This is a genomic window from Thermomonas beijingensis, assembly GCF_020034655.1.
In the GTDB taxonomy this organism is placed as follows: Bacteria; Pseudomonadota; Gammaproteobacteria; order Xanthomonadales; family Xanthomonadaceae; genus Thermomonas; species Thermomonas beijingensis.
On sequence record NZ_JAIQDJ010000001.1, the window covers coordinates 1,067,462 to 1,085,661 of the forward strand.

An 18,200-nucleotide genomic window follows, 5' to 3' on the forward strand; every position below is an offset into this window, starting at 1 on the left:
GGCGAGCGCCGCCTCGCTTCATCGCCAATGTCGTGCTTTCGGCTATGCTGACGTTGCGCGCGACCGGCGTGCATTCATTCGCCAGGGGATTTCACGATGTTGAAGCGACTCGGGGCCGAATTTATCGGTACGTTCTGGCTGGTCTTGGGCGGCTGCGGTAGCGCCGTGCTGGCCGCCAAGTTTGGCGGCGATGGCAATCCGTTGGGGATCGGATTGCTGGGGGTGGCGCTGGCATTCGGTTTGACCGTGCTGACCGGCGCGTATGCGTTTGGCCACATCTCCGGCGGCCATTTCAACCCGGCGGTGAGCGTTGGCCTGTGGGCAGGGGGGCGGTTTCCGGCGAAGGATTTGTTGCCCTACGGCGTGGCGCAGGTACTCGGTGCGGTGTTTGCCGGCTGGATTCTGTTCCAGATCGCCAGTGGTACGGCCGGGTTTGCCATCGACTCGAACGCGGCGGGCGCATTCGCCACCAATGGCTTTGGCGAGCATTCTCCCGGTGGCTACGCCATTGCTGCGGCATTCCTGTGCGAAGTAGTGATGACCGCGATGTTCCTGATCATCATCATGGGTGCCACCCACAGCCGTGCACCCGCGGGCTTTGCGCCCATTGCGATTGGCTTGGGTCTGACCTTGATCCACCTCATCAGCATCCCGGTCACCAACACCTCGGTAAACCCGGCGCGCTCCACCGGCGTGGCCTTGATCGTGGGGGGTGCGCCGCTGTCGCAGCTGTGGTTGTTTTGGTTGGCGCCGATCCTGGGCGGCCTGCTGGGTGGTGTGATCTACAAGTGGCTGGGGCCGGAGCGGCCGGCAATTACTGGCGACTTGTAAATTTGTATCACCCCAATAAGGCCGCAGGAATGCGGCCTTATTGGGGCAACTGGAATGGCGAGTCAGCCAACTACAGCAACCCTTGCGGCAATTGCATGGTGATGCAGTGCAGGCTGCCGTTTTGCCAGATCAGGGCACGGCAGGGGACTGGCACGACCTCGCGGCCCGGGTAGGCCTGTGCCAGCACCGCAGCGGCGCTGGCATCGTTCGCATCGCCATAGGCCGGCATCAGTACCGCGCCATTGATGATCAAGTAATTGGCATAGCTGGCTGCAAGCCTGCGGCCTGCGTCCCAAACAGGCTTGGCCCACGGCAACGGAAACAGGCGATACGGCTGGCCGTCCTTGCTGCGCAACGCGGCGATATCGTCGGCCATTGCTTTGAGATCGGCATAGTGCGAATCGGCTGCATCGTCGCAGGCCTGGAACACGATGGTATTGCCGGGGGCGAAGCGGGCGAGGGTGTCGATATGCGCATCGGTGTCGTCGCCTTCCAGCGCACCGTGGTCCAGCCAGAGCACGCGGTCTTGCTGCAGCCAGTCGGCCAGTTTGGCGCTCAATTCCGCACGATCAAGGCCAGGGTGGCGCTCGTGCAGGCATTGCCACGTGGTCAGCAGGGTGCCATCGCCATCGGTTTCGATGGCCCCCCCTTCCAAGGCAAATTCGATGCGCTGGCGTGGCGTGTTGCCGAATACGCCTTGCGTGCTGAGAGCCTCCACCAGCCGATCGTCCTGGCCGGCCTCGAACTTGCCGCCCCAGGCGGTGAAGCAGAAGTCGAGCAAGCGGAAATGGTTGCCAGCGCGCAAGGTGATCGGGCCAGAGTCGCGCAGCCACGTATCATCATAGGCAACGGTGACAAAACGCACATGGGTCATATCCACCCGGTTGGAGCGCAGGCGAATCTCGGCGTAGGTTTCAACATCGTCATCTGCCACGCAGATCAGCACCGGCTGAAATCGAGTGATTGCGGCGACCAGTGCAATATAGGTCTCCTCCACGTCTCCCAGGCGTTCGGCCCAGTCGGTGGCGGCATGTGGCCAGGCAATCAGGATCGCCGCCTGAGGCTCCCACTCGGCGGGGAAGCGCAACTTGGTATCGGTCATGGCTGTCTTCGTGGCGGGCGTTCAAGTGCCCGAGTTATTTCATGGGTTGCTTGGGGCCAATTTCGTCCGCAGAGGCTTGGTTGACGACTACGTCAATGACTCGGTCGTGGGCGAAATACACGGTGTAGCTGGGATAGACCCAGCGCGTGATGGTGGGCCATGCACGCTTTTGGCCACCACGCGGCTCCAGTTTGGAGGCGGGCGCGCCGAATTTGGATTGCACTTGCGCGATGGACATGCCGTGCGTGGGTGCATTGGCAGGCACGTCTTTGCTGCGCTCAATCAGTAGGGTATCGCCAGCGCTGGCCATGCCGGACAGGCTGGCAAGGACGACCAACAACAGACTGCGGGATAAGCAATGCATGGCGGTGCTCCTACATGTGGTGGACGAAACCCAAGATTCTATGCTGATACGCAAAAGGCCGCCCGAAGGCGGCCTTGCGGTCGTCCAGACAGCTGATGAATCAGCGCTGGCGAGCTTTGAAGCGCGGGTTGGACTTGCAGATCACGAAGACCTTGCCACGACGGCGAACCACCTTGCAGTCGCGGTGACGGGCCTTCGCCGACTTCAGGGAGGACAGGACCTTCATGATGAAACCTCGGCAAATGGATGGGAATGAAGCGAAGCCGCGCATTCTAACGGGTATTTGGTTGGAAGATCAACGGGTTGTATTGAATCTGTGGAATTGGGCTGGTGTGGCGGCATAATCTTCGTCATGACTGCATCCACACCCGTCCTCACCATTGATGGCCCGTCCGGTTCCGGCAAGGGCACCATCAGTCGCATCGTCGCCCAGCGTTTGGGTTGGCATTATCTGGATTCTGGCGCGCTTTACCGTGCGGTAGGGATTGCGGCGGGATGGTCGGATATCGATCTCTCGGACGCGTCGGCACTGGTGCGCTGCACCTTCGATACGGTGGTGAGGTTTCGTGATGATGCCGGCGGCGAGCCACGGGTGATTGTCAATGATGTGGATGCCACCGATGAGTTGCGTACAGAAACCGCCGGCGCGGCGGCCTCTGCAATTGCTGCCATTCCGGAGGTGCGGGCGGCACTGAAGGATCGCCAGCGTGCGTTTCGGCAGCTGCCGGGGCTGGTGGCCGACGGCCGCGATATGGGCACGGTGATCTTCCCCGATGCCGCACATAAGGTGTTTTTGACTGCCAGCGCCGAAGAACGCGCGGAGAGGCGCTATAAGCAGTTGAAAGACAAAGGGGTTTCCGTCACAATGGATGGTCTGCTACGCGAGATTCTCGCGCGTGACGCCCGCGATGCCAGTCGCACGGTGGCGCCGTTGCGGCCGGCCGATGACGCCGTCCACATCGATACCACCGGGTTGCCCATTGAAGTGGTGGTCGCCCGAGTGCTGGATATTGTGGTTGGTCCCGCACCGTAACCGGTCGCGTTTGTCTCAGTCGTTGCAGATCCGTTCCGTGGGTGCATGCGTGCCTGCGGTTTTTCCTTCATTCACACATGGCCAAGCGCGTTCTGCGCCCATGCCAACCCACCTAGGTGGGCCGCCCCGGTGCTGTGGGTTGCCCGTGTATCCACCCGAGATTTTTCATGAATTCCGTAGCTACCGAATCTTTCGCAGAACTGTTTGAAGCCAGCCAGGCCAATTTGGCCAAGCTCAAGCCCGGCTCCATCGTCAAGGGTATTGTGGTTGCCGTCACCAACGACGTGGTGGTGATCAATGCCGGCCTGAAGTCCGAAGGCATCGTGCCGATCGAACAGTTCCGCAATGACGCCGGCGAAATCGACGTTGGTGTGGGTGACGAGGTCAAGGTTGCCCTCGACTCGCTGGAAAATGGTTTCGGCGAAACCGTGCTGTCCCGCGAAAAGGCCAAGAAGGCCATGGTGTGGGACGAGCTGGAAGAAGCGCTGGAGGCCAATGCCACCATCGTTGGCCGCATCGACGGCAAGGTCAAGGGCGGTTTCACCGTCAACATCAAGGACGTCCGCGCGTTCCTGCCCGGTTCGTTGGTGGACGTGCGTCCGGTGCGTGATCCGGTGTATCTGGAAGGCAAGGAGCTGGAATTCAAGCTCATCAAACTGGATCGCAAGCGCAACAATGTGGTGGTCTCCCGCCGTGCCGTGGTCGAGACCGAGCATTCGGAAGAGCGCGAGCAGCTGATGGAGAAGCTGGTCGAGGGCGCGATCCTGAAGGGTGTGGTCAAGAACCTCACCGACTACGGCGCGTTCGTGGACTTGGGCGGCATCGACGGCCTGCTGCACATCACCGACATGGCATGGAAGCGCGTGCGCCATCCGTCCGAAGTGGTGGAAGTAGGTCAGGAAATGGATGTGCGCGTGCTCAAGTACGACAAAGAGCGCAACCGCGTCAGCTTGGGCCTCAAGCAGATGGGCGAAGATCCGTGGGACAACATTGCTCGCCGTTATCCGTCCAACTGCCGCGTGTTCGGCAAGGTCTCCAACGTCACCGATTACGGCGCATTTGTCGAAATCGAGCCGGGTGTGGAAGGTCTGGTGCACGTCTCCGAAATGGATTGGACCAACAAGAACGTCAACCCGGCCAAGGTGGTGCAGGTGGGGGACGAAGTCGAAGTCATGGTGCTGGACGTGGATGAAGAGCGTCGCCGCATTTCGCTGGGCATCAAGCAAGTCACCAGCAATCCGTGGGAAACCTTCGCGGCGATCCACAAGAAGAACGACAAGGTGTCGGGCCAGATCAAGTCGATCACCGATTTCGGCATCTTCATCGGTCTGGACGGCGGCATCGATGGCTTGATCCACCTGTCCGATATCAGCTGGAACTCCACCGGCGAAGACATTGCCCGCAACTACAAGAAGGGCGACACCCTGGAAGCCGTGGTGTTGGCCGTGGATCCGGAGCGTGAGCGCATTTCGTTGGGCGTCAAGCAGATGGAACAAGACCCGTTGGGTCAGTTCATGGCGGCGCATCCGAAGGGCGGCAAGGTCACCGGTACGGTCAAGGAAGTGGACGCCAAGGGTGCCACCATTGATCTGGGCGACGGCGTGGAAGGCTACGTCTCCGCACGTGACATCAGCAACGACCGCGTGGACGATGCCAGCCTGGTGCTGAAGGTCGGTCAAGAGGTTGAAGCCAAGCTGGTGGGCACCGATCGCAAGGGTCGCAGCCTGCAACTGTCGATCAAGGACAAGGATGCTGCAGAAACCGCGGAAGCGCTGGCCGAGTACAACAAGGCCAATGCAGATGCTGCCAGCGGCACCACCAAGCTGGGCGCGCTGCTGCGTGAGCAGCTGAACAGCAAGGCGGATTGATTTAGTCCGTTCGAGTTGAGCGACGGCCCGGTTTTGGCCGGGCCGTCGTCGTTTTATTGCACATAGTCCAAGAGACATGACCAAGTCCGAACTCATCGAACTGCTTGCACGCCGTCAGCCGCATTTGAAGGCCGACGATGTTGATATGGCAGTAAAGTCCCTGCTGCAGATGATGAGTGGTGCACTCGCCAGTGGTGAACGCATCGAGATTCGCGGCTTCGGCAGCTTTTCCCTGAATTATCGTCCGCCGCGCACCGGTCGTAACCCGAAAACCGGGGATGCGGTGGCGTTGTCCGGCAAATATGTGCCGCACTTCAAGCCCGGTAAAGAACTGCGCGAGCGAGTGACTGGCGTGATGCCGCTGCCTAACCAGGACTGATCCTCAGTGACATTGGGAGCCGCTCGGCGCATCCAGTGAATGCAACGCGGCCAAGTCCGTTAAGCTTGCAGCTCGGACATTGTTAACTGCCGTGGGTATCTGCACGTACAGCCCTTTGACTGGAACCTTTGCATGGCCTGGCTTGACCAATGGATGTGGTTTGTCATTTTCGTGGCGCTCGCCGGATTGGCGGGTTGGGTGATTGGGCGCCGTGGTGGCGAGCAGCACAGTGGATCTCAAGTCAGCAAGCTCTCTACCACCTATTTCCGAGGCCTCAACTATCTGCTGAATGAGCAGCCGGATAAGGCGATTGAGTTGTTCTTGCACGTGGCCGAACTGGACAAGGACACCTTCGAAACCCAAGTGGCCTTGGGCCATCTGTTTCGCCGGCGCGGGGAAGTAGATCGCGCAATCCGCCTGCACCAGGGTTTGGCGCAGCGCGCAGACTTGACGGACATCCAGAAAATCCAGGCACTGGCAGCACTTGGCGAGGATTACATGCGCGCCGGCCTGTTGGACCGCGCCGAAACGGTATTCAATGATCTGTCTGTGCTGGATCAGCGTGCACCGCAGGCACTCAAGCATTTGATCGGAATTTATCAATCCGAACGTGATTGGGAAAAAGCAATTGCAAATGCCGTGCGCTATGAAGAGGTGACTGGCGAATCAATGGGCAAGCTGGTGGCGCAGTTTGAATGCGAGTTGGCCGATCGGCAGCGTGCCAATGGTGATAGTGCCGCTGCGCGTACGGCGATTGTGCGCGCGTATGCTGCCGATCCCCATTCGGTGCGCGCCGGTATCCTCGAAGGCCGTTTGGAGAGTGAGGCTGGCAATCCACAAGCGGCCATTCGCGCCTACGAGCGCGCTGCTCGGCATGATCCGGATTTCTTGCCAGTGATTCTGCCCGCCCTACTCGAATGTTATGCCTTGGTCGGTGAGCGCACTGGCGCACGCGCCTTCCTTGCCGAGATGTGTGAGCACTACCGGGGTATTGCGCCGGTATTGGCGCTGACGCGGATGATTGAGGCAGATGAAAGTGTAACTGCGGCCCGTCACTATCTGGCGCAGCAGCTAAAGGATCGACCCTCGGTACGCGGTGAGGCGGCCTTGATCGACCTCAGTCTTGCGGATGGCAGCGATGCGCAGGCCACGTTGCACGACCTGAAAGGCATCACCGACCAATTGCTGGTGCGCAATCCCAGCTACCGCTGTAATCGCTGTGGCTTTGGTGCGCGCAGTCACCATTGGCAGTGCCCCAGTTGCAAGGAGTGGGGAACGGTCAAACCATTACTGAACTATGCCGTGGTCTGAGTGGCCGCAATGGTTGTGGCCCTGCTGCATCGCATTTGCGGTGTCGGTGTTGGGTACGCGCTGGGCGATCCGTTACGCACATCGACAAGACTTGCTGGATCACCCTGGCGAGCGCCGCAGCCACCACTCCCCGACGCCACGCGGTGGCGGAATTGGCATTGTGCTGGCGACATTGGGCTGCTGCGTTTGGTTGAGCCGGATGGACGCGTTCATTTGGGGTTGGGCTGCAACAGGGCTTGCACTAATCGCCATTACGGGGTGGTGGGATGACCACCGCAACCTGCCGGTCTGGCCACGGCTCGCCATGCATGTCCTGGCAGGGGGGCTGCTGGCGATCGCGCTGTATGCGCACAGTGGGAGCTGGCAAATATCCGCGTTGGCTATTGTACTGGTGCCGGTGTTAGTCAACGTCTGGAACTTCATGGACGGGATCGACGGGCTGGCGGCCAGTCAGGCCGCACTATGCGGATTGGCACTCGCTGGTGCGACATCAGGCAGTGCACAAGGGTTCGCGCTGGTGGTGGCAGCCACATGTTTGGGGTTTCTTCCTTTCAATCTGCCGCAGGCCAATATTTTTTTGGGGGATGTTGGCAGTGGCGCGCTGGGTTATCTGATGGCGTTGCTGGTGCTTGCCTGCCTGCCCGCATACCCGGTTACGCTGTGGCCGTTGCTGCTCATGCCTCTCGGCGCGATGCTGGTGGATGCAGGGATGACCTTGGGTTGCCGCATGTGGCGCGGCGAGCGCTGGTGGCAGCCCCATGTGCAGCATCTGTACCAGCGTTTTGCGCGCCGCGCCGGGCACGGCTGGGTGACTGCCGCATATGCGGGGTGGACGGCGCTGGCAATCGGGATCATGCTAGTCGCGTTGCGGCTGGGGGGAGCCGAGGGCCTAAGTGCTGGCGGGGTGTTTGCTGTCACCTCACTGGGGCTCTGGGTTGTGCTGTATCGGAAGGCTGGCGGGAGCGAAGGAATCAGCTCATGACAACACGGATGGAACGTCTGAAGTACCGTTTGCCGCGGCTTGCGGTGATCGTGCATGACCTCGTGATGGTTTGGCTCTGCTGGCAAGGGCTGCATTATCTGCGTTATGCCATGCAGCCCACGCAACTCGATTTGGTACCGGTTTCCAGTACGGTGCTGATCGTGATGGTGGCGCAGGGGTTGGTGTTTTGGCAGGTAGGCCTGTACCGTGGTTTGTGGCGGTTTGCCAGCGTTCCTGACTTGCTCAACATCTTCAAAGCCAGCGTGCTGGGCTTGTTGGCGGCGGTGGTCGGGCTGTTCTTTTACAGCCGGCTGGATTTGGTGTCGCGTTCGGCGTTATCGCTGTACCCGTTTGCGCTGACCATATTGCTGAGCACGCCACGGTTGCTGTTTCGGGCGTGGAAAGACCACCGCTTGCTGCAGACATCGGTGGGTGCCGAACGCGTCCTGATTCTGGGTGCAGGACAGTCGGGTGAAGCACTGGTGCGTGATTTGCGACGCACCGGGCGCTATGACCCCATCGGCTTTCTGGATGATGCCGCAACCCTGCGCGGTGCGCGTATGCAGGGGTTGCCGGTACTGGGCAAGATTGCCGATGTGGCGCGAATTGGGCGTGAAACCGGTGCGCAGTTGCTGGTGATCGCAATGCCGTCGATCGACGCCTCCGACCGTCGTCGCATTATTGGCCTGTGCGAAGACAGTGGTCTCCCGTTCCGCATGGTGCCCAAACTGGCCGATATCCTGGAAGGCCGATCGCTGCCCGGCGAGTTGAAGGAAGTCGCAATTGAGGATTTGCTGGGGCGCGAGCCACATGCACCGGATTGGAAAGCCATTCGTGGTTGGCTGGGTGCACGTTCGGTGTTGGTGACCGGGGCGGGTGGCTCGATCGGGTCGGAGTTGTGCCGGCAGTGCGCCAAGCATGGTGCGCATCGAATTGCATTGGTGGAAATCAATGAGCTGGCCTTGCTCACCACCGAGACCGAGTTGCGCCGGGATTTTCCCGATATCACCTGCATTCCAGTACTCGGTGATTGCGGTGACCCGGCGGTGATTCGTCATGCCTTGAGGCTGGCCGAACCAGAGGCTGTGTTCCATGCGGCTGCATACAAGCAAGTGCCGCTGTTGCAGCAGCAATTGCGCGAAGCAGTGCGCAACAATGTATTGGCGACCGATGTGGTAGCGCGGGCCTGCCGGGATGCCAACATCGGCACCTTCGTGTTGATTTCCACCGATAAGGCAGTGGATCCAGTCAACGTGTTGGGTGCCAGCAAGCGCTTGGCTGAGATGGCCTGTCAGGCGCTGGTGGACGCGCGCACCACCCGCATGATCACCGTGCGGTTCGGCAATGTGCTGGATTCTGCCGGCAGCGTGGTGCCGTTATTTCGCGAACAAATTCGGCGCGGTGGCCCGGTCACCGTGACCGACCCGGAAGTCACCCGTTATTTCATGACGATTCCGGAGGCCTGCTTGTTGATCTTGCAGGCAGCCTCGATCGGCGCACAGCAGGCGGTGTACACATTGGATATGGGCGACCCGGTGTCGATCCGGATGCTGGCCGACCAGATGATTCGCTTGGCAGGCAAGCAGCCGGGCAAAGACATCGGCATCGAATATATCGGCTTGCGCTCAGGCGAGCGCCTGCATGAAACGCTGTTTCATGCCGATGAACGTTACAGCCAAACCCAGTATCCCGATATTCTGCAGGCCACGCCGCGGGCAGTGCAGCCAGAGCGTATGGACCTGGCGCTCAAGCAATTGCGTGAAGCCACCCAAGCCTATGACTTGGGTGCGCTGGAGCTTGCCCTGCGTGACGCGGTGCCGGAATTCAATCCAGTGGAATCCGCACCGGATCATAAAGCCGTTGTGGTGGTGTTTCCGGGGCGGCGTGCGCATCAGGGCTAAGTGCCAAAATGACATTGCGTGGTTAGAATTGCCGGATGACATCTTCCAGCCCATCACGTCGCGTGCGTACAGCTGTATTTCCGGTTGCCGGCCTCGGTACTCGATTCCTGCCCGCCACCAAGACGGTCCCCAAGGAAATGCTGCCGATCGTGGATCGCCCGTTGATCCAGTACGCGGTGGATGAGGCGATTGCCGCGGGTTGCGACACCTTGGTCTTTGTCACCAATCGCTACAAGCACGCGGTGGCTGATTATTTCGACAAGGCCTATGAGTTGGAGCAAAAGCTGGAGAAATCCGGCAAGCACGAACAGCTGGAGCTGATCCGCAATGTGTTGCCGGAAGGTGTGCGTGCGGTGTTCGTGACGCAAGCCGAAGCTTTGGGGTTGGGGCATGCGGTGTTGTGCGCAAAACCGGTGGTCGGAGATGCACCGTTCGCGGTATTGCTGCCCGACGATCTGATCTGGAGCCGCGGAGATGGCGCGCTTAAGCAGATGGTGGATTATGTGCATGCCAATGGTGGCAGTGCGGTGGCGGTGCAGGATGTTCCGCATGCACAGACTGGCAGCTATGGCATCGTGGCGACGGATGCATTTGATGGGCCGGCTGGGAAGATCCATGCCATCGTGGAAAAGCCGCATCCGGATGTGGCCCCAAGCAACTTGGCGGTGGTGGGGCGCTATGTGCTGGATCCGGCGATCTTTGATTTACTGGAAACCACACCGAAGGGCGCAGGCGGGGAAATCCAGCTGACTGACGCCATCGCTGCATTGTTGGCCAGTCAACGGGTGGATGCATTTCGTTTTCACGGTACGCGCTTTGACTGTGGCACCCATCTGGGCTTGATCGAAGCCACCATTCGTTACGCGCTGGACAACGAAAAACTCAGCGACGCCGCGCGTGAGCTGATGCGCAATGCGCTGTCAGAAATGGGCGTCAAAGAAAGTTGATCGCAGTGTTGCCAGGCACGCGGGTAGCCTGCAATTGCAGCAATGCTGGATCGCAGGAGCGACCGCTGGCCACGACCTGATGGTGGCATGGTGACGCCAGCGCAGCCCCGCCAGCGGTTGCCCCTGCACGCAGCTTCTTGCTGGTGCAGGCAATAAAAAACGCCCCATGCGGAGCGTTTTTTTCAGCCAGCAGCAAAAATGCAAGCACTCAGCGGTGGCGGTAAGTGATCCGGCCCTTGGTCAAATCGTAGGGCGTCATTTCAACCTTGACCTTGTCGCCGGTCAGGATGCGGATGTAGTTCTTGCGCATCCGGCCGGAGATATGGGCGATGATCTCGTGGCCATTCTCCAGCTTGACCCGGAACATGGTGTTCGGGAGGGTTTCGGAGATAGTGCCTTCGAATTCGATGACGTCGTCTTTCGCCATGTGGGTGCCGGAGCAATTCCTGAAGTCTGGTACAAGGGTGAGCCGCGACAAGTCAGGCTCGAAAGTCCAACATCATGACACGTTGCGGTGTTTTTTGCAAAAAACCCGTTAAGCAGAGGGGTGGCTTGGGCTTGGCAGAACATCGGTCGCGTTCCACTCACCGAAACGCTCACGCCAGAGGCCGGGTTGGTCCGGGTGTTCGCGCAAGTTGGCTAATGCTGCCAAATACGTGGCGCGTGACCAGATTTCAACACCCAAGTGGCGGGTATGCGCATTGGGTACTTGGGCATCGATCAGCGGCCAACCCCATGCGTGCAAACGCCACGCCAAGCCTGTCAGGGCCAGCGAAGATGCCCCGGATTCGGCAGAATACATGCTGTCACCACAAAACACATGGCCGAAGGCAAGGCCAAATAAGCCACCGACCAAGCGCTCACCTGCGAATACTTCAATGCTATGCGCGATGCCGAGTTGGTGCAGTTGTGCATAAGCGCGTTGCATGTCTGCGGTAATCCAGGTGCCGCCTTGCTCTTTGCGGGGTGCCGCACAGCCGGCCACCACTTGCATAAACGCGGTGTCCGCACGCAGTGTCCAGCCACTATTGCGCAACCGTCGGCGTAGCTTGCCGGACAGCAATACGCCGTCGGTGCGGAACACGGCACGTTGTGAAGGGCTCCACCACAAGATCGGCTCGCCGTCGGAAAACCACGGAAAAATGCCACTGCGATACGCGTTGAGAAAGCGCGTGGGGGATAGGTCACCACCGACGGCGAGCAGACCATCGGGCTCGACCAATGCCCGTTCCGGCCCGGGAAACGGCGCATCGGGGGCGGTGTCGAGCAAACAAGGCAGACGGTGCATGCAAGTGGGTCAATCGCCCTCCCGTGGATGCGGGAGGGTGATCCGTATCAATGCCCAGCGTCGAGGAATTTCTCGGCATCCAGCGCCGCCATGCAGCCAAAGCCGGCCGAGGTGATGGCTTGGCGATACACCTGATCAGCCACATCACCCGCCGCAAAGACGCCGGGGATACTGGTTTGAGTGGCATTGCCGTCCAGCCCGGTCTGGATTTTCAGGTAGCCGTTTTTCATCTCCAGTTGACCTTCGAACAGTGCGGTGTTGGGCGAATGGCCAATGGCGACGAAGAAGCCGTGCACCGGAATCTCGCGGGTACTGCCGTCCTGCATCGACTTCAGCCGCATGCCGGTGACACCGGCATCATTGCCCAGCACTTCATCCACGGTGTGATGCCAGATCGTTTCGATCTTGCCGGCGGCTACTTTCGCAAACAATTTGTCCTGCATGATCTTTTCGGCGCGCAGGGTGTCGCGGCGATGCACCAGATAGACCTTGCGGGCGATGTTGGACAGGTACAGGGCTTCTTCCACAGCAGTATTGCCGCCGCCGATCACGGCCACATCCTGATCCTTGTAGAAAAACCCGTCACAAGTGGCGCAGGCAGACACGCCACGGCCTTTGAAGGTGTCTTCCGAAGGAATGCCCAGATATTTGGCGGTAGCGCCGGTAGCGATGATGAGTGCATCGCAGGTGTATTCGCCGGAGTCGCCCACCAGCCGGAACGGGCGCTGCGACAAGTCGGCGGTATGGATATGGTCAAACACGGTTTCGGTATCGAAACGCTCGGCGTGCGCTTGCAAGCGTGTCATCAAATCCGGGCCCATCAGGCCGTGCGCATCACCCGGCCAGTTGTCCACTTCGGTGGTGGTCATCAACTGACCACCCATCTGCATGCCAGTGATCACCACGGGCTTGAGATTGGCGCGCGCGGCATACACTGCCGCGGTCCAGCCGGCGGGACCGGAGCCGAGGATGAGCAGGGTGCTGTGTTGTGTAGTCATGGAGGTGGGCAATCCAGTAGGACGAGAATGTACCCGCTAGCTTGGCGGCGGGAATGCGGCAAGGCAAGGCACGATGATTGCAACGCTGTGGCTTGAAATCTGCACATGTTTCGTCGCCAACTGTGACAAATGTCGTAATATCAAGCTGATAGGGGAATTTTATGAGGCAAGGTCACAAGTGGCAAAAGCGGTCACCGATCTGAGCAGGACCAGCCGCAAAGCGGCAGTCAACACAGGCAGTGCCGGTGCAGGTGGGAACCCGCGCCAGCAACGCCTGTGGCGTGACCTTGCGTTGATTGTCATTGCACCGGTGCTGCTGTATTTGCTGGCCTGCCTGTTCACCTATTCACCCGCGGATCCGGGTTGGGATCGGGAATCCAGTCTATTGGCCCCGGTACACAATATCGGCGGGCTGGCGGGTGCGTGGCTGGCAAGTTTCCTGTTGTTTCTGACTGGCTATACCGCATTTCTGCTGCCAATCATTTTGGGCGCGATTGCGTGGATTGCATTGTTCGGCATGGATACCGATGGCGATGGCCACGCGGATTTGGGTCCGGCTTTGCGTTTGGTGGGTATTGTCGGGTTCCTGGTGGCTACCTGCGGCTTGCTGGCGATGCGGGTAGAGGGCAGCAATGCATTTTCAGCGGGTAGTGGTGGGGTGTTGGGACGATTGGCCGCCAATTCGCTGCACACCTTGTTCGGGCCACTCGGCGCGAATTTATTTCTACTCAGTTTGTTCCTGGTCTCGGTCACCTTGGCTACCGGCTTGTCGTGGCTGGCGGTGATGGATCGCTTGGGTGCTTGGGTGCTGGCATTGCCGGGGCTACTGAATCGCGGTGCGCGCCAAGGCGTGAAGCAGGCCAGCGAGTGGAGTGATGCGCGTGCGTTGCGTGAAGAACGTGAGGAAGCACGCAAGACCGATTCGGAAATTCGCCTGCGCCGCGAGAAGGTCAAGATCGAGCCGCCGGCGACGCCGGTGGTGGAAAAAAGCGAGCGCGCCAAGCGCGAACAGCAAATCCCGTTGTTCCATGTCAATGATGGCTCGGGTGTGCCCCCTCTGGCGCTATTGGATGACCCCAAGCCGCAACCCAAGGGCTACGACGCGCAGACGCTGGAAACGCTGTCGCGCCAGATCGAATTCAAGCTCAAGGATTTCCGCATCGACGCCGAAGTGGTGGGCGCTTATCCCGGCCCGGTGATTACCCGCTTCGAAGTACAGCCGGCGGCGGGGGTCAAGGTCAGCCAGATTTCATCGCTGGACAAAGACATCGCGCGTGGCTTGTCGGTTAAATCAGTGCGCGTGGTGGATGTGATCCCGGGCAAGTCGGTGATTGGTCTGGAAACGCCCAACACCAGCCGCGAGATGATTTATCTGTCGGAACTGCTGCGCTCGAAAGAGTACGACAAATCCGCCAGCCCGCTGACCTTGGCGCTGGGCAAGGACATCGCCGGCAAACCCATCGTGGCCGATCTGGCGCGCATGCCGCATTTGCTGGTCGCCGGCACCACCGGGTCGGGCAAGTCGGTGGCGGTCAATGCGATGGTGCTTTCATTGCTGTACAAGGCCTCAGCCAAAGACGTGCGGATGTTGATGATCGACCCGAAGATGTTGGAACTGTCGGTGTATCAGGGCATCCCACACCTGCTGGCGCCGGTCGTGACAGACATGAAGGAAGCCGCCAACGGCCTGCGTTGGTGCGTGGCGGAAATGGAGCGCCGCTACAAGCTGATGAGTGCGGTGGGCGTGCGCAATCTGGCTGGCTTCAACAAGAAAGTGAAGGATGCCATCGACGCCGGCCAGCCGATGGTGGACCCGCTGTTCAAGGCCAATCCAGATCTCAACGAAGCGCCGCCCACATTGGAGCCGCTGCCGTTTATCGTGGTGTTCATCGACGAATTTGCCGACATGATGATGATCGTCGGCAAGAAGGTGGAAGAGCTCATCGCCCGGTTGGCGCAAAAAGCACGTGCGGCCGGCGTGCACTTGATCCTGGCCACCCAGCGCCCGTCGGTGGACGTGATCACCGGCCTGATCAAGGCCAATATCCCCACCCGCATCGCGTTCCAGGTCAGCAGCAAGATTGATTCGCGCACCATCCTGGATCAAAGCGGCGCAGAGACCTTGCTGGGGCATGGTGACATGTTGTATCTGCCGCCCGGCACTGCCATGCCCGAGCGCGTGCATGGTGCCTTTGTGTCCGATGAAGAAGTGCATCGCGTCGTGCATTTCCTGCAGCAGTCGGGTGGGCCGGACTACATCGAGGGCGTGCTGGAAGAGGCGCAAACCCTGTACGACGGCAGCAGCGTGGGGGCCAACGGCTTGCCGGAAGCGGCCGGCAGCGATGACCCGGAAGCCGACCCGTTGTACGACCAGGCCGTACAAATCGTCACCGAAACCCGGCGCGCCTCGATCTCCGGCGTGCAGCGGCGTTTGAAAATTGGCTATAACCGCGCGGCGCGTTTGGTCGAGGCGATGGAAGCCGCCGGCGTGGTCAGCACGCCCGAGCACAATGGCGACCGCACTGTATTGGCGCCACCACCGCCACGCGGCTGATGGTGTCTTGTCGCAAACGACGGGTTCAGCTTGCTTGCGACACACTGCCGCGCAAGCCCTGCAGGAATTTCCGATGAAAATTGTGTCACCCCTCATCGCCGCCGCTTTGTTGCTGGTGGCCAATGGTGCCAATGCCGGTGCGCGTGATGCGCTTGATGCCTTCAGCAAAGGCTTGAAGGGACTGGATGGCCAATTCAGCCAACAAGTCTTTGACGTCCGCGGGAAGCAGAAGGAAAGCAGCAGCGGGCGGGTTGCGTTGTCTGCACCCAACCAATTGCGCTGGGAATACATCAAACCCTATGCGCAACTGGTGGTGGCCGATGGCAACACAGTCTGGGTGTACGAACCCGATCTGAACCAAGCCACCAAACGTGCGCAGGGTGTGGAAGAAGCCAACAGCCCGCTGGCATTGTTGTTGACGCCGGCACGGCTGGTACATGACTTCATGGTCAAGGAAAGCCCGGTGCAAGCCGGGGTGGAGTGGCTGGACATCACCCCGCGCAATGCCGATGCAGGTTTCAAATCCGCACGCCTGGGGTTTGCGCAGGGTCAACTGGTGCACATGGAGTACACCGATGCACTGGGTCAGCGCACGACCATTGCCTTCACCAGCTGGAAGCGCAACCCGGTATTTGCCAAGGGCACGTTTACCTATGTGCCTGCCAAGGGCGTGGATGTGATTGGCGGGTGATGTGGCACCCGGCGGATTGACGCGGCGCGGCGCGCAGCATCGTCGCTTAGAATCTACCCATGTCTGCGCCGCACACACCCTCCCACACTGCTGACCTGCTTGGCGCTGCAGGTGCCGTTGAGGCGCTGCGCCCATTGGCCGAGCGCATGCGCCCGCGCACGCTGGCGCAGATGGTAGGCCAGCGCCGTTTGCTGGCCGAGGGTTCGGCACTGCGCCGTGCGATTGAAGCCGGGCATGTGCATTCGATGATCTTGTGGGGGCCACCTGGTTGCGGCAAGACCACGTTGGCGCTGTTGTTGGCACAGCATGCGCAGGCCGAATTCGTGGCGATCTCGGCGGTACTCTCGGGCCTGCCGCAAGTGCGCGAGGTGTTGGCAGCAGCGCAGGCGCGGTTTGACGCGGGCCAGCGCACCTTGTTGTTTGTCGATGAGGTACACCGCTTCAACAAGGTGCAGCAGGATGCGTTTTTGCCGCATATCGAACGCGGCACGATCGTGTTCGTGGGGGCGACCACCGAGAACCCGTCGTTCGAATTGAACTCGGCCTTGCTCTCTCGCTGCCGCGTGCATGTGCTGGAGGCAGTGTCGGCCGAAGACATCGCCATCGCCCTGCGGCACGCGCTTGGCGATGACACGCAGGGGCTGGGTGGACGCGGATTGGTGATCACCGACGCCGCGCTTGCAGATATTGCCAGCGCCGCCGATGGCGATGTGCGGCGTGCGCTGACCTTGCTGGAAATCGCTGCCGATATCGCACAGGGCGAGCACGGCCAGATTACCGAAGCCAGCCTGCACCAAGTGCTGGCCGACCGTAGCCGTCGTTTCGACAAAGGTGGCGAGCAGTTTTATGACCAGATTTCTGCCCTGCACAAGACCGTGCGCAGCTCCAACCCCGATGCCGCCGTGTATTGGTTGGCGCGGATGCTGGATGGCGGCTGCGACCCGGCTTATCTGGCGCGACGGCTGACACGGATGGCGGTGGAAGACATCGGCCTGGCCGACCCCCGCGCCTTGCAAATGGCGATTGATGCATGGGAGACCTTTGACCGGCTGGGTGCGCCCGAAGGCGAGCTGGCGCTGGCGCAATTGACCATTTATCTGGCCAGTACCGCCAAATCCAATGCGGCGTATAAAGCGTGGAATGCAGCGCGCAAGGATGTGCGCGAGTACGGTACGCAAGAGGTGCCGCTGCATATTCGCAATGCACCCACCAAGCTGATGAAGTCGCTGGATTACGGCAAAGGCTACCAGTACGACCACGATGTGGCCGGCGGTGTGGCGTTGGAGCAAACCGGGTTTCCCGATGCCATGGGCGAGCGCGTGTACTACCAACCGGTGCCACGTGGGTTGGAAATCAAGCTGAAAGAAAAACTGGATACCTTGCGTGCAGCGCGTACGCAAGCACGCAGTGGCCAGCAGGCCGGCAAGAAGGGGCAGGCATGAGTCTTTGGTGGCAGCAATTGGCACTGGTGATGTGCGGGGGTGCATTGGGCGCGGGTGGCCGCTATTGGCTGGGCGGCGTACTGTTGCGGCGGCTGGGCGAGGGCATTCCGTGGGGCACGCTGGCGGCCAACTTGATTGGCTCGTTCGCAATCGGTTTTCTGGCGGTGTGGTTGGAAGGCCGTGGCCCGCAGGCACTGTATTGGCGCGCCTTCCTGATTGTGGGCGTGCTGGGTGGGCTCACCACGTATTCGTCGCTGATGTTGGAAGTGCTTTTGTTGTCGCGTGGGCCGCGCAGCCCCGTGGCGTTGGCGTACCTGGGGACCACGCTGGTGCTGGGGCTGTTGTTGGTGTGGCTGGGTACCCGTGTTGCGGCAGGGATTCGTGCACCGCTTTGAAGCCACAGCGCACAGCGTCCGTGTTGGGGATGTAGGGCACCAGTATTGGTGCGGCAATTCGAACGATGCTCCGCAAGCTGAATGCCAACGAGAAGTGGTAACGCTGCTTGCCAG

Annotated in this window: 18 protein-coding genes; 12 read left to right on the plus strand and 6 right to left on the minus strand. The window is 60.4% G+C overall.

The genetic code is table 11. The annotated features are described in order from the left end of the window. Nucleotides 1-96: 96 nt before the first annotated feature. A complete protein-coding gene (gene aqpZ, locus K7B09_RS04965) occupies nucleotides 97-831 on the plus strand; it encodes an aquaporin Z (RefSeq protein WP_223627354.1) in 735 nt (244 codons plus the stop codon). 70 nt (nucleotides 832-901) lie between these two features. Here aqpZ and K7B09_RS04970 read toward each other — a convergent pair whose 3' ends face one another. The 3 genes from K7B09_RS04970 to ykgO all read right to left on the minus strand — a co-directional run bounded on the left by K7B09_RS04970 (nucleotide 902) and on the right by ykgO (nucleotide 2,523). Further along, nucleotides 902-1,933 carry an agmatine deiminase family protein gene (locus K7B09_RS04970; protein ID WP_223627357.1) on the minus strand — a complete coding sequence of 344 codons (1,032 nt, stop codon included), beginning with the start codon at nucleotides 1,931-1,933 and terminating at the stop codon, nucleotides 902-904. A gap of 34 nt (nucleotides 1,934-1,967) precedes the next feature. Next, entirely contained in the window at nucleotides 1,968-2,297 is a 330-nt protein-coding gene (locus K7B09_RS04975; RefSeq protein ID WP_223627359.1) for a hypothetical protein, read from the minus strand. A gap of 100 nt (nucleotides 2,298-2,397) precedes the next feature. Then, nucleotides 2,398-2,523 (minus strand): type B 50S ribosomal protein L36, encoded by a 126-nt coding sequence (ykgO, locus tag K7B09_RS04980; RefSeq protein ID WP_010342887.1) that lies wholly within the window; start codon nucleotides 2,521-2,523, stop codon nucleotides 2,398-2,400. A gap of 126 nt (nucleotides 2,524-2,649) precedes the next feature. Here ykgO and cmk point away from each other — a divergent pair, with 126 nt between their 5' ends. The 7 genes from cmk to galU all read left to right on the plus strand — a co-directional run bounded on the left by cmk (nucleotide 2,650) and on the right by galU (nucleotide 10,718). Then, nucleotides 2,650-3,330 carry a (d)CMP kinase gene (cmk, locus tag K7B09_RS04985; protein ID WP_223627361.1) on the plus strand — a complete coding sequence of 227 codons (681 nt, stop codon included), beginning with the start codon at nucleotides 2,650-2,652 and terminating at the stop codon, nucleotides 3,328-3,330. 167 nt (nucleotides 3,331-3,497) lie between these two features. Beyond that, entirely contained in the window at nucleotides 3,498-5,198 is a 1,701-nt protein-coding gene (gene rpsA / locus K7B09_RS04990) for a 30S ribosomal protein S1 (RefSeq protein WP_223627363.1), read from the plus strand. Nucleotides 5,199-5,274: 76 nt separating this feature from the next. Then, nucleotides 5,275-5,577, plus strand: coding sequence for an integration host factor subunit beta (locus tag K7B09_RS04995; protein WP_223627365.1), 303 nt, complete (start codon nucleotides 5,275-5,277; stop codon nucleotides 5,575-5,577). Nucleotides 5,578-5,709: 132 nt separating this feature from the next. Next, nucleotides 5,710-6,888 (plus strand): lipopolysaccharide assembly protein LapB, encoded by a 1,179-nt coding sequence (gene lapB, locus K7B09_RS05000; protein WP_223627368.1) that lies wholly within the window; start codon nucleotides 5,710-5,712, stop codon nucleotides 6,886-6,888. Beyond that, nucleotides 6,875-7,870, plus strand: coding sequence for a glycosyltransferase family 4 protein (locus K7B09_RS05005; RefSeq protein WP_223627370.1), 996 nt, complete (start codon nucleotides 6,875-6,877; stop codon nucleotides 7,868-7,870). The genes lapB and K7B09_RS05005 overlap by 14 nt, the downstream gene beginning before the upstream one ends. Then, nucleotides 7,867-9,771 (plus strand): polysaccharide biosynthesis protein, encoded by a 1,905-nt coding sequence (locus K7B09_RS05010; RefSeq protein WP_223627372.1) that lies wholly within the window; start codon nucleotides 7,867-7,869, stop codon nucleotides 9,769-9,771. Before K7B09_RS05005 ends, K7B09_RS05010 begins: the two co-directional genes overlap by 4 nt. A gap of 35 nt (nucleotides 9,772-9,806) precedes the next feature. Continuing rightward, the gene (gene galU / locus K7B09_RS05015; RefSeq protein WP_223627374.1) at nucleotides 9,807-10,718 is read left to right on the plus strand and encodes a UTP--glucose-1-phosphate uridylyltransferase GalU; all 912 of its coding nucleotides are present in this window, start codon (nucleotides 9,807-9,809) and stop codon (nucleotides 10,716-10,718) included. 208 nt (nucleotides 10,719-10,926) lie between these two features. Here galU and infA read toward each other — a convergent pair whose 3' ends face one another. The 3 genes from infA to trxB all read right to left on the minus strand — a co-directional run bounded on the left by infA (nucleotide 10,927) and on the right by trxB (nucleotide 13,004). Continuing rightward, entirely contained in the window at nucleotides 10,927-11,145 is a 219-nt protein-coding gene (infA, locus tag K7B09_RS05020) for a translation initiation factor IF-1 (protein ID WP_143878402.1), read from the minus strand. A 108-nt stretch (nucleotides 11,146-11,253) separates the two neighbouring features. Further along, nucleotides 11,254-12,006: a leucyl/phenylalanyl-tRNA--protein transferase gene (gene aat, locus K7B09_RS05025; protein WP_223627376.1), complete on the minus strand. Its 753-nt coding sequence runs from the start codon at nucleotides 12,004-12,006 to the stop codon at nucleotides 11,254-11,256. Between the two features lie 47 nt (nucleotides 12,007-12,053). Continuing rightward, nucleotides 12,054-13,004, minus strand: a complete 951-nt coding sequence (gene trxB / locus K7B09_RS05030; RefSeq protein ID WP_223627378.1) for a thioredoxin-disulfide reductase — start codon at nucleotides 13,002-13,004, stop codon at nucleotides 12,054-12,056. Between the two features lie 199 nt (nucleotides 13,005-13,203). Between trxB and K7B09_RS05035 the strand changes: the two genes are divergently transcribed. The 4 genes from K7B09_RS05035 (at nucleotide 13,204) to crcB (ending at nucleotide 18,086) form a co-directional block, all read left to right on the plus strand. Then, a complete protein-coding gene (locus tag K7B09_RS05035) occupies nucleotides 13,204-15,558 on the plus strand; it encodes a DNA translocase FtsK (RefSeq protein WP_223627746.1) in 2,355 nt (784 codons plus the stop codon). 73 nt (nucleotides 15,559-15,631) lie between these two features. Beyond that, nucleotides 15,632-16,249, plus strand: a complete 618-nt coding sequence (lolA, locus tag K7B09_RS05040; RefSeq protein WP_223627380.1) for an outer membrane lipoprotein periplasmic chaperone LolA — start codon at nucleotides 15,632-15,634, stop codon at nucleotides 16,247-16,249. 59 nt (nucleotides 16,250-16,308) lie between these two features. Further along, nucleotides 16,309-17,691, plus strand: a complete 1,383-nt coding sequence (locus K7B09_RS05045; RefSeq protein WP_374348413.1) for a replication-associated recombination protein A — start codon at nucleotides 16,309-16,311, stop codon at nucleotides 17,689-17,691. Then, the gene (gene crcB, locus K7B09_RS05050; protein WP_223627382.1) at nucleotides 17,688-18,086 is read left to right on the plus strand and encodes a fluoride efflux transporter CrcB; all 399 of its coding nucleotides are present in this window, start codon (nucleotides 17,688-17,690) and stop codon (nucleotides 18,084-18,086) included. Before K7B09_RS05045 ends, crcB begins: the two co-directional genes overlap by 4 nt. The last annotated feature ends 114 nt before the right edge of the window (nucleotides 18,087-18,200 follow it).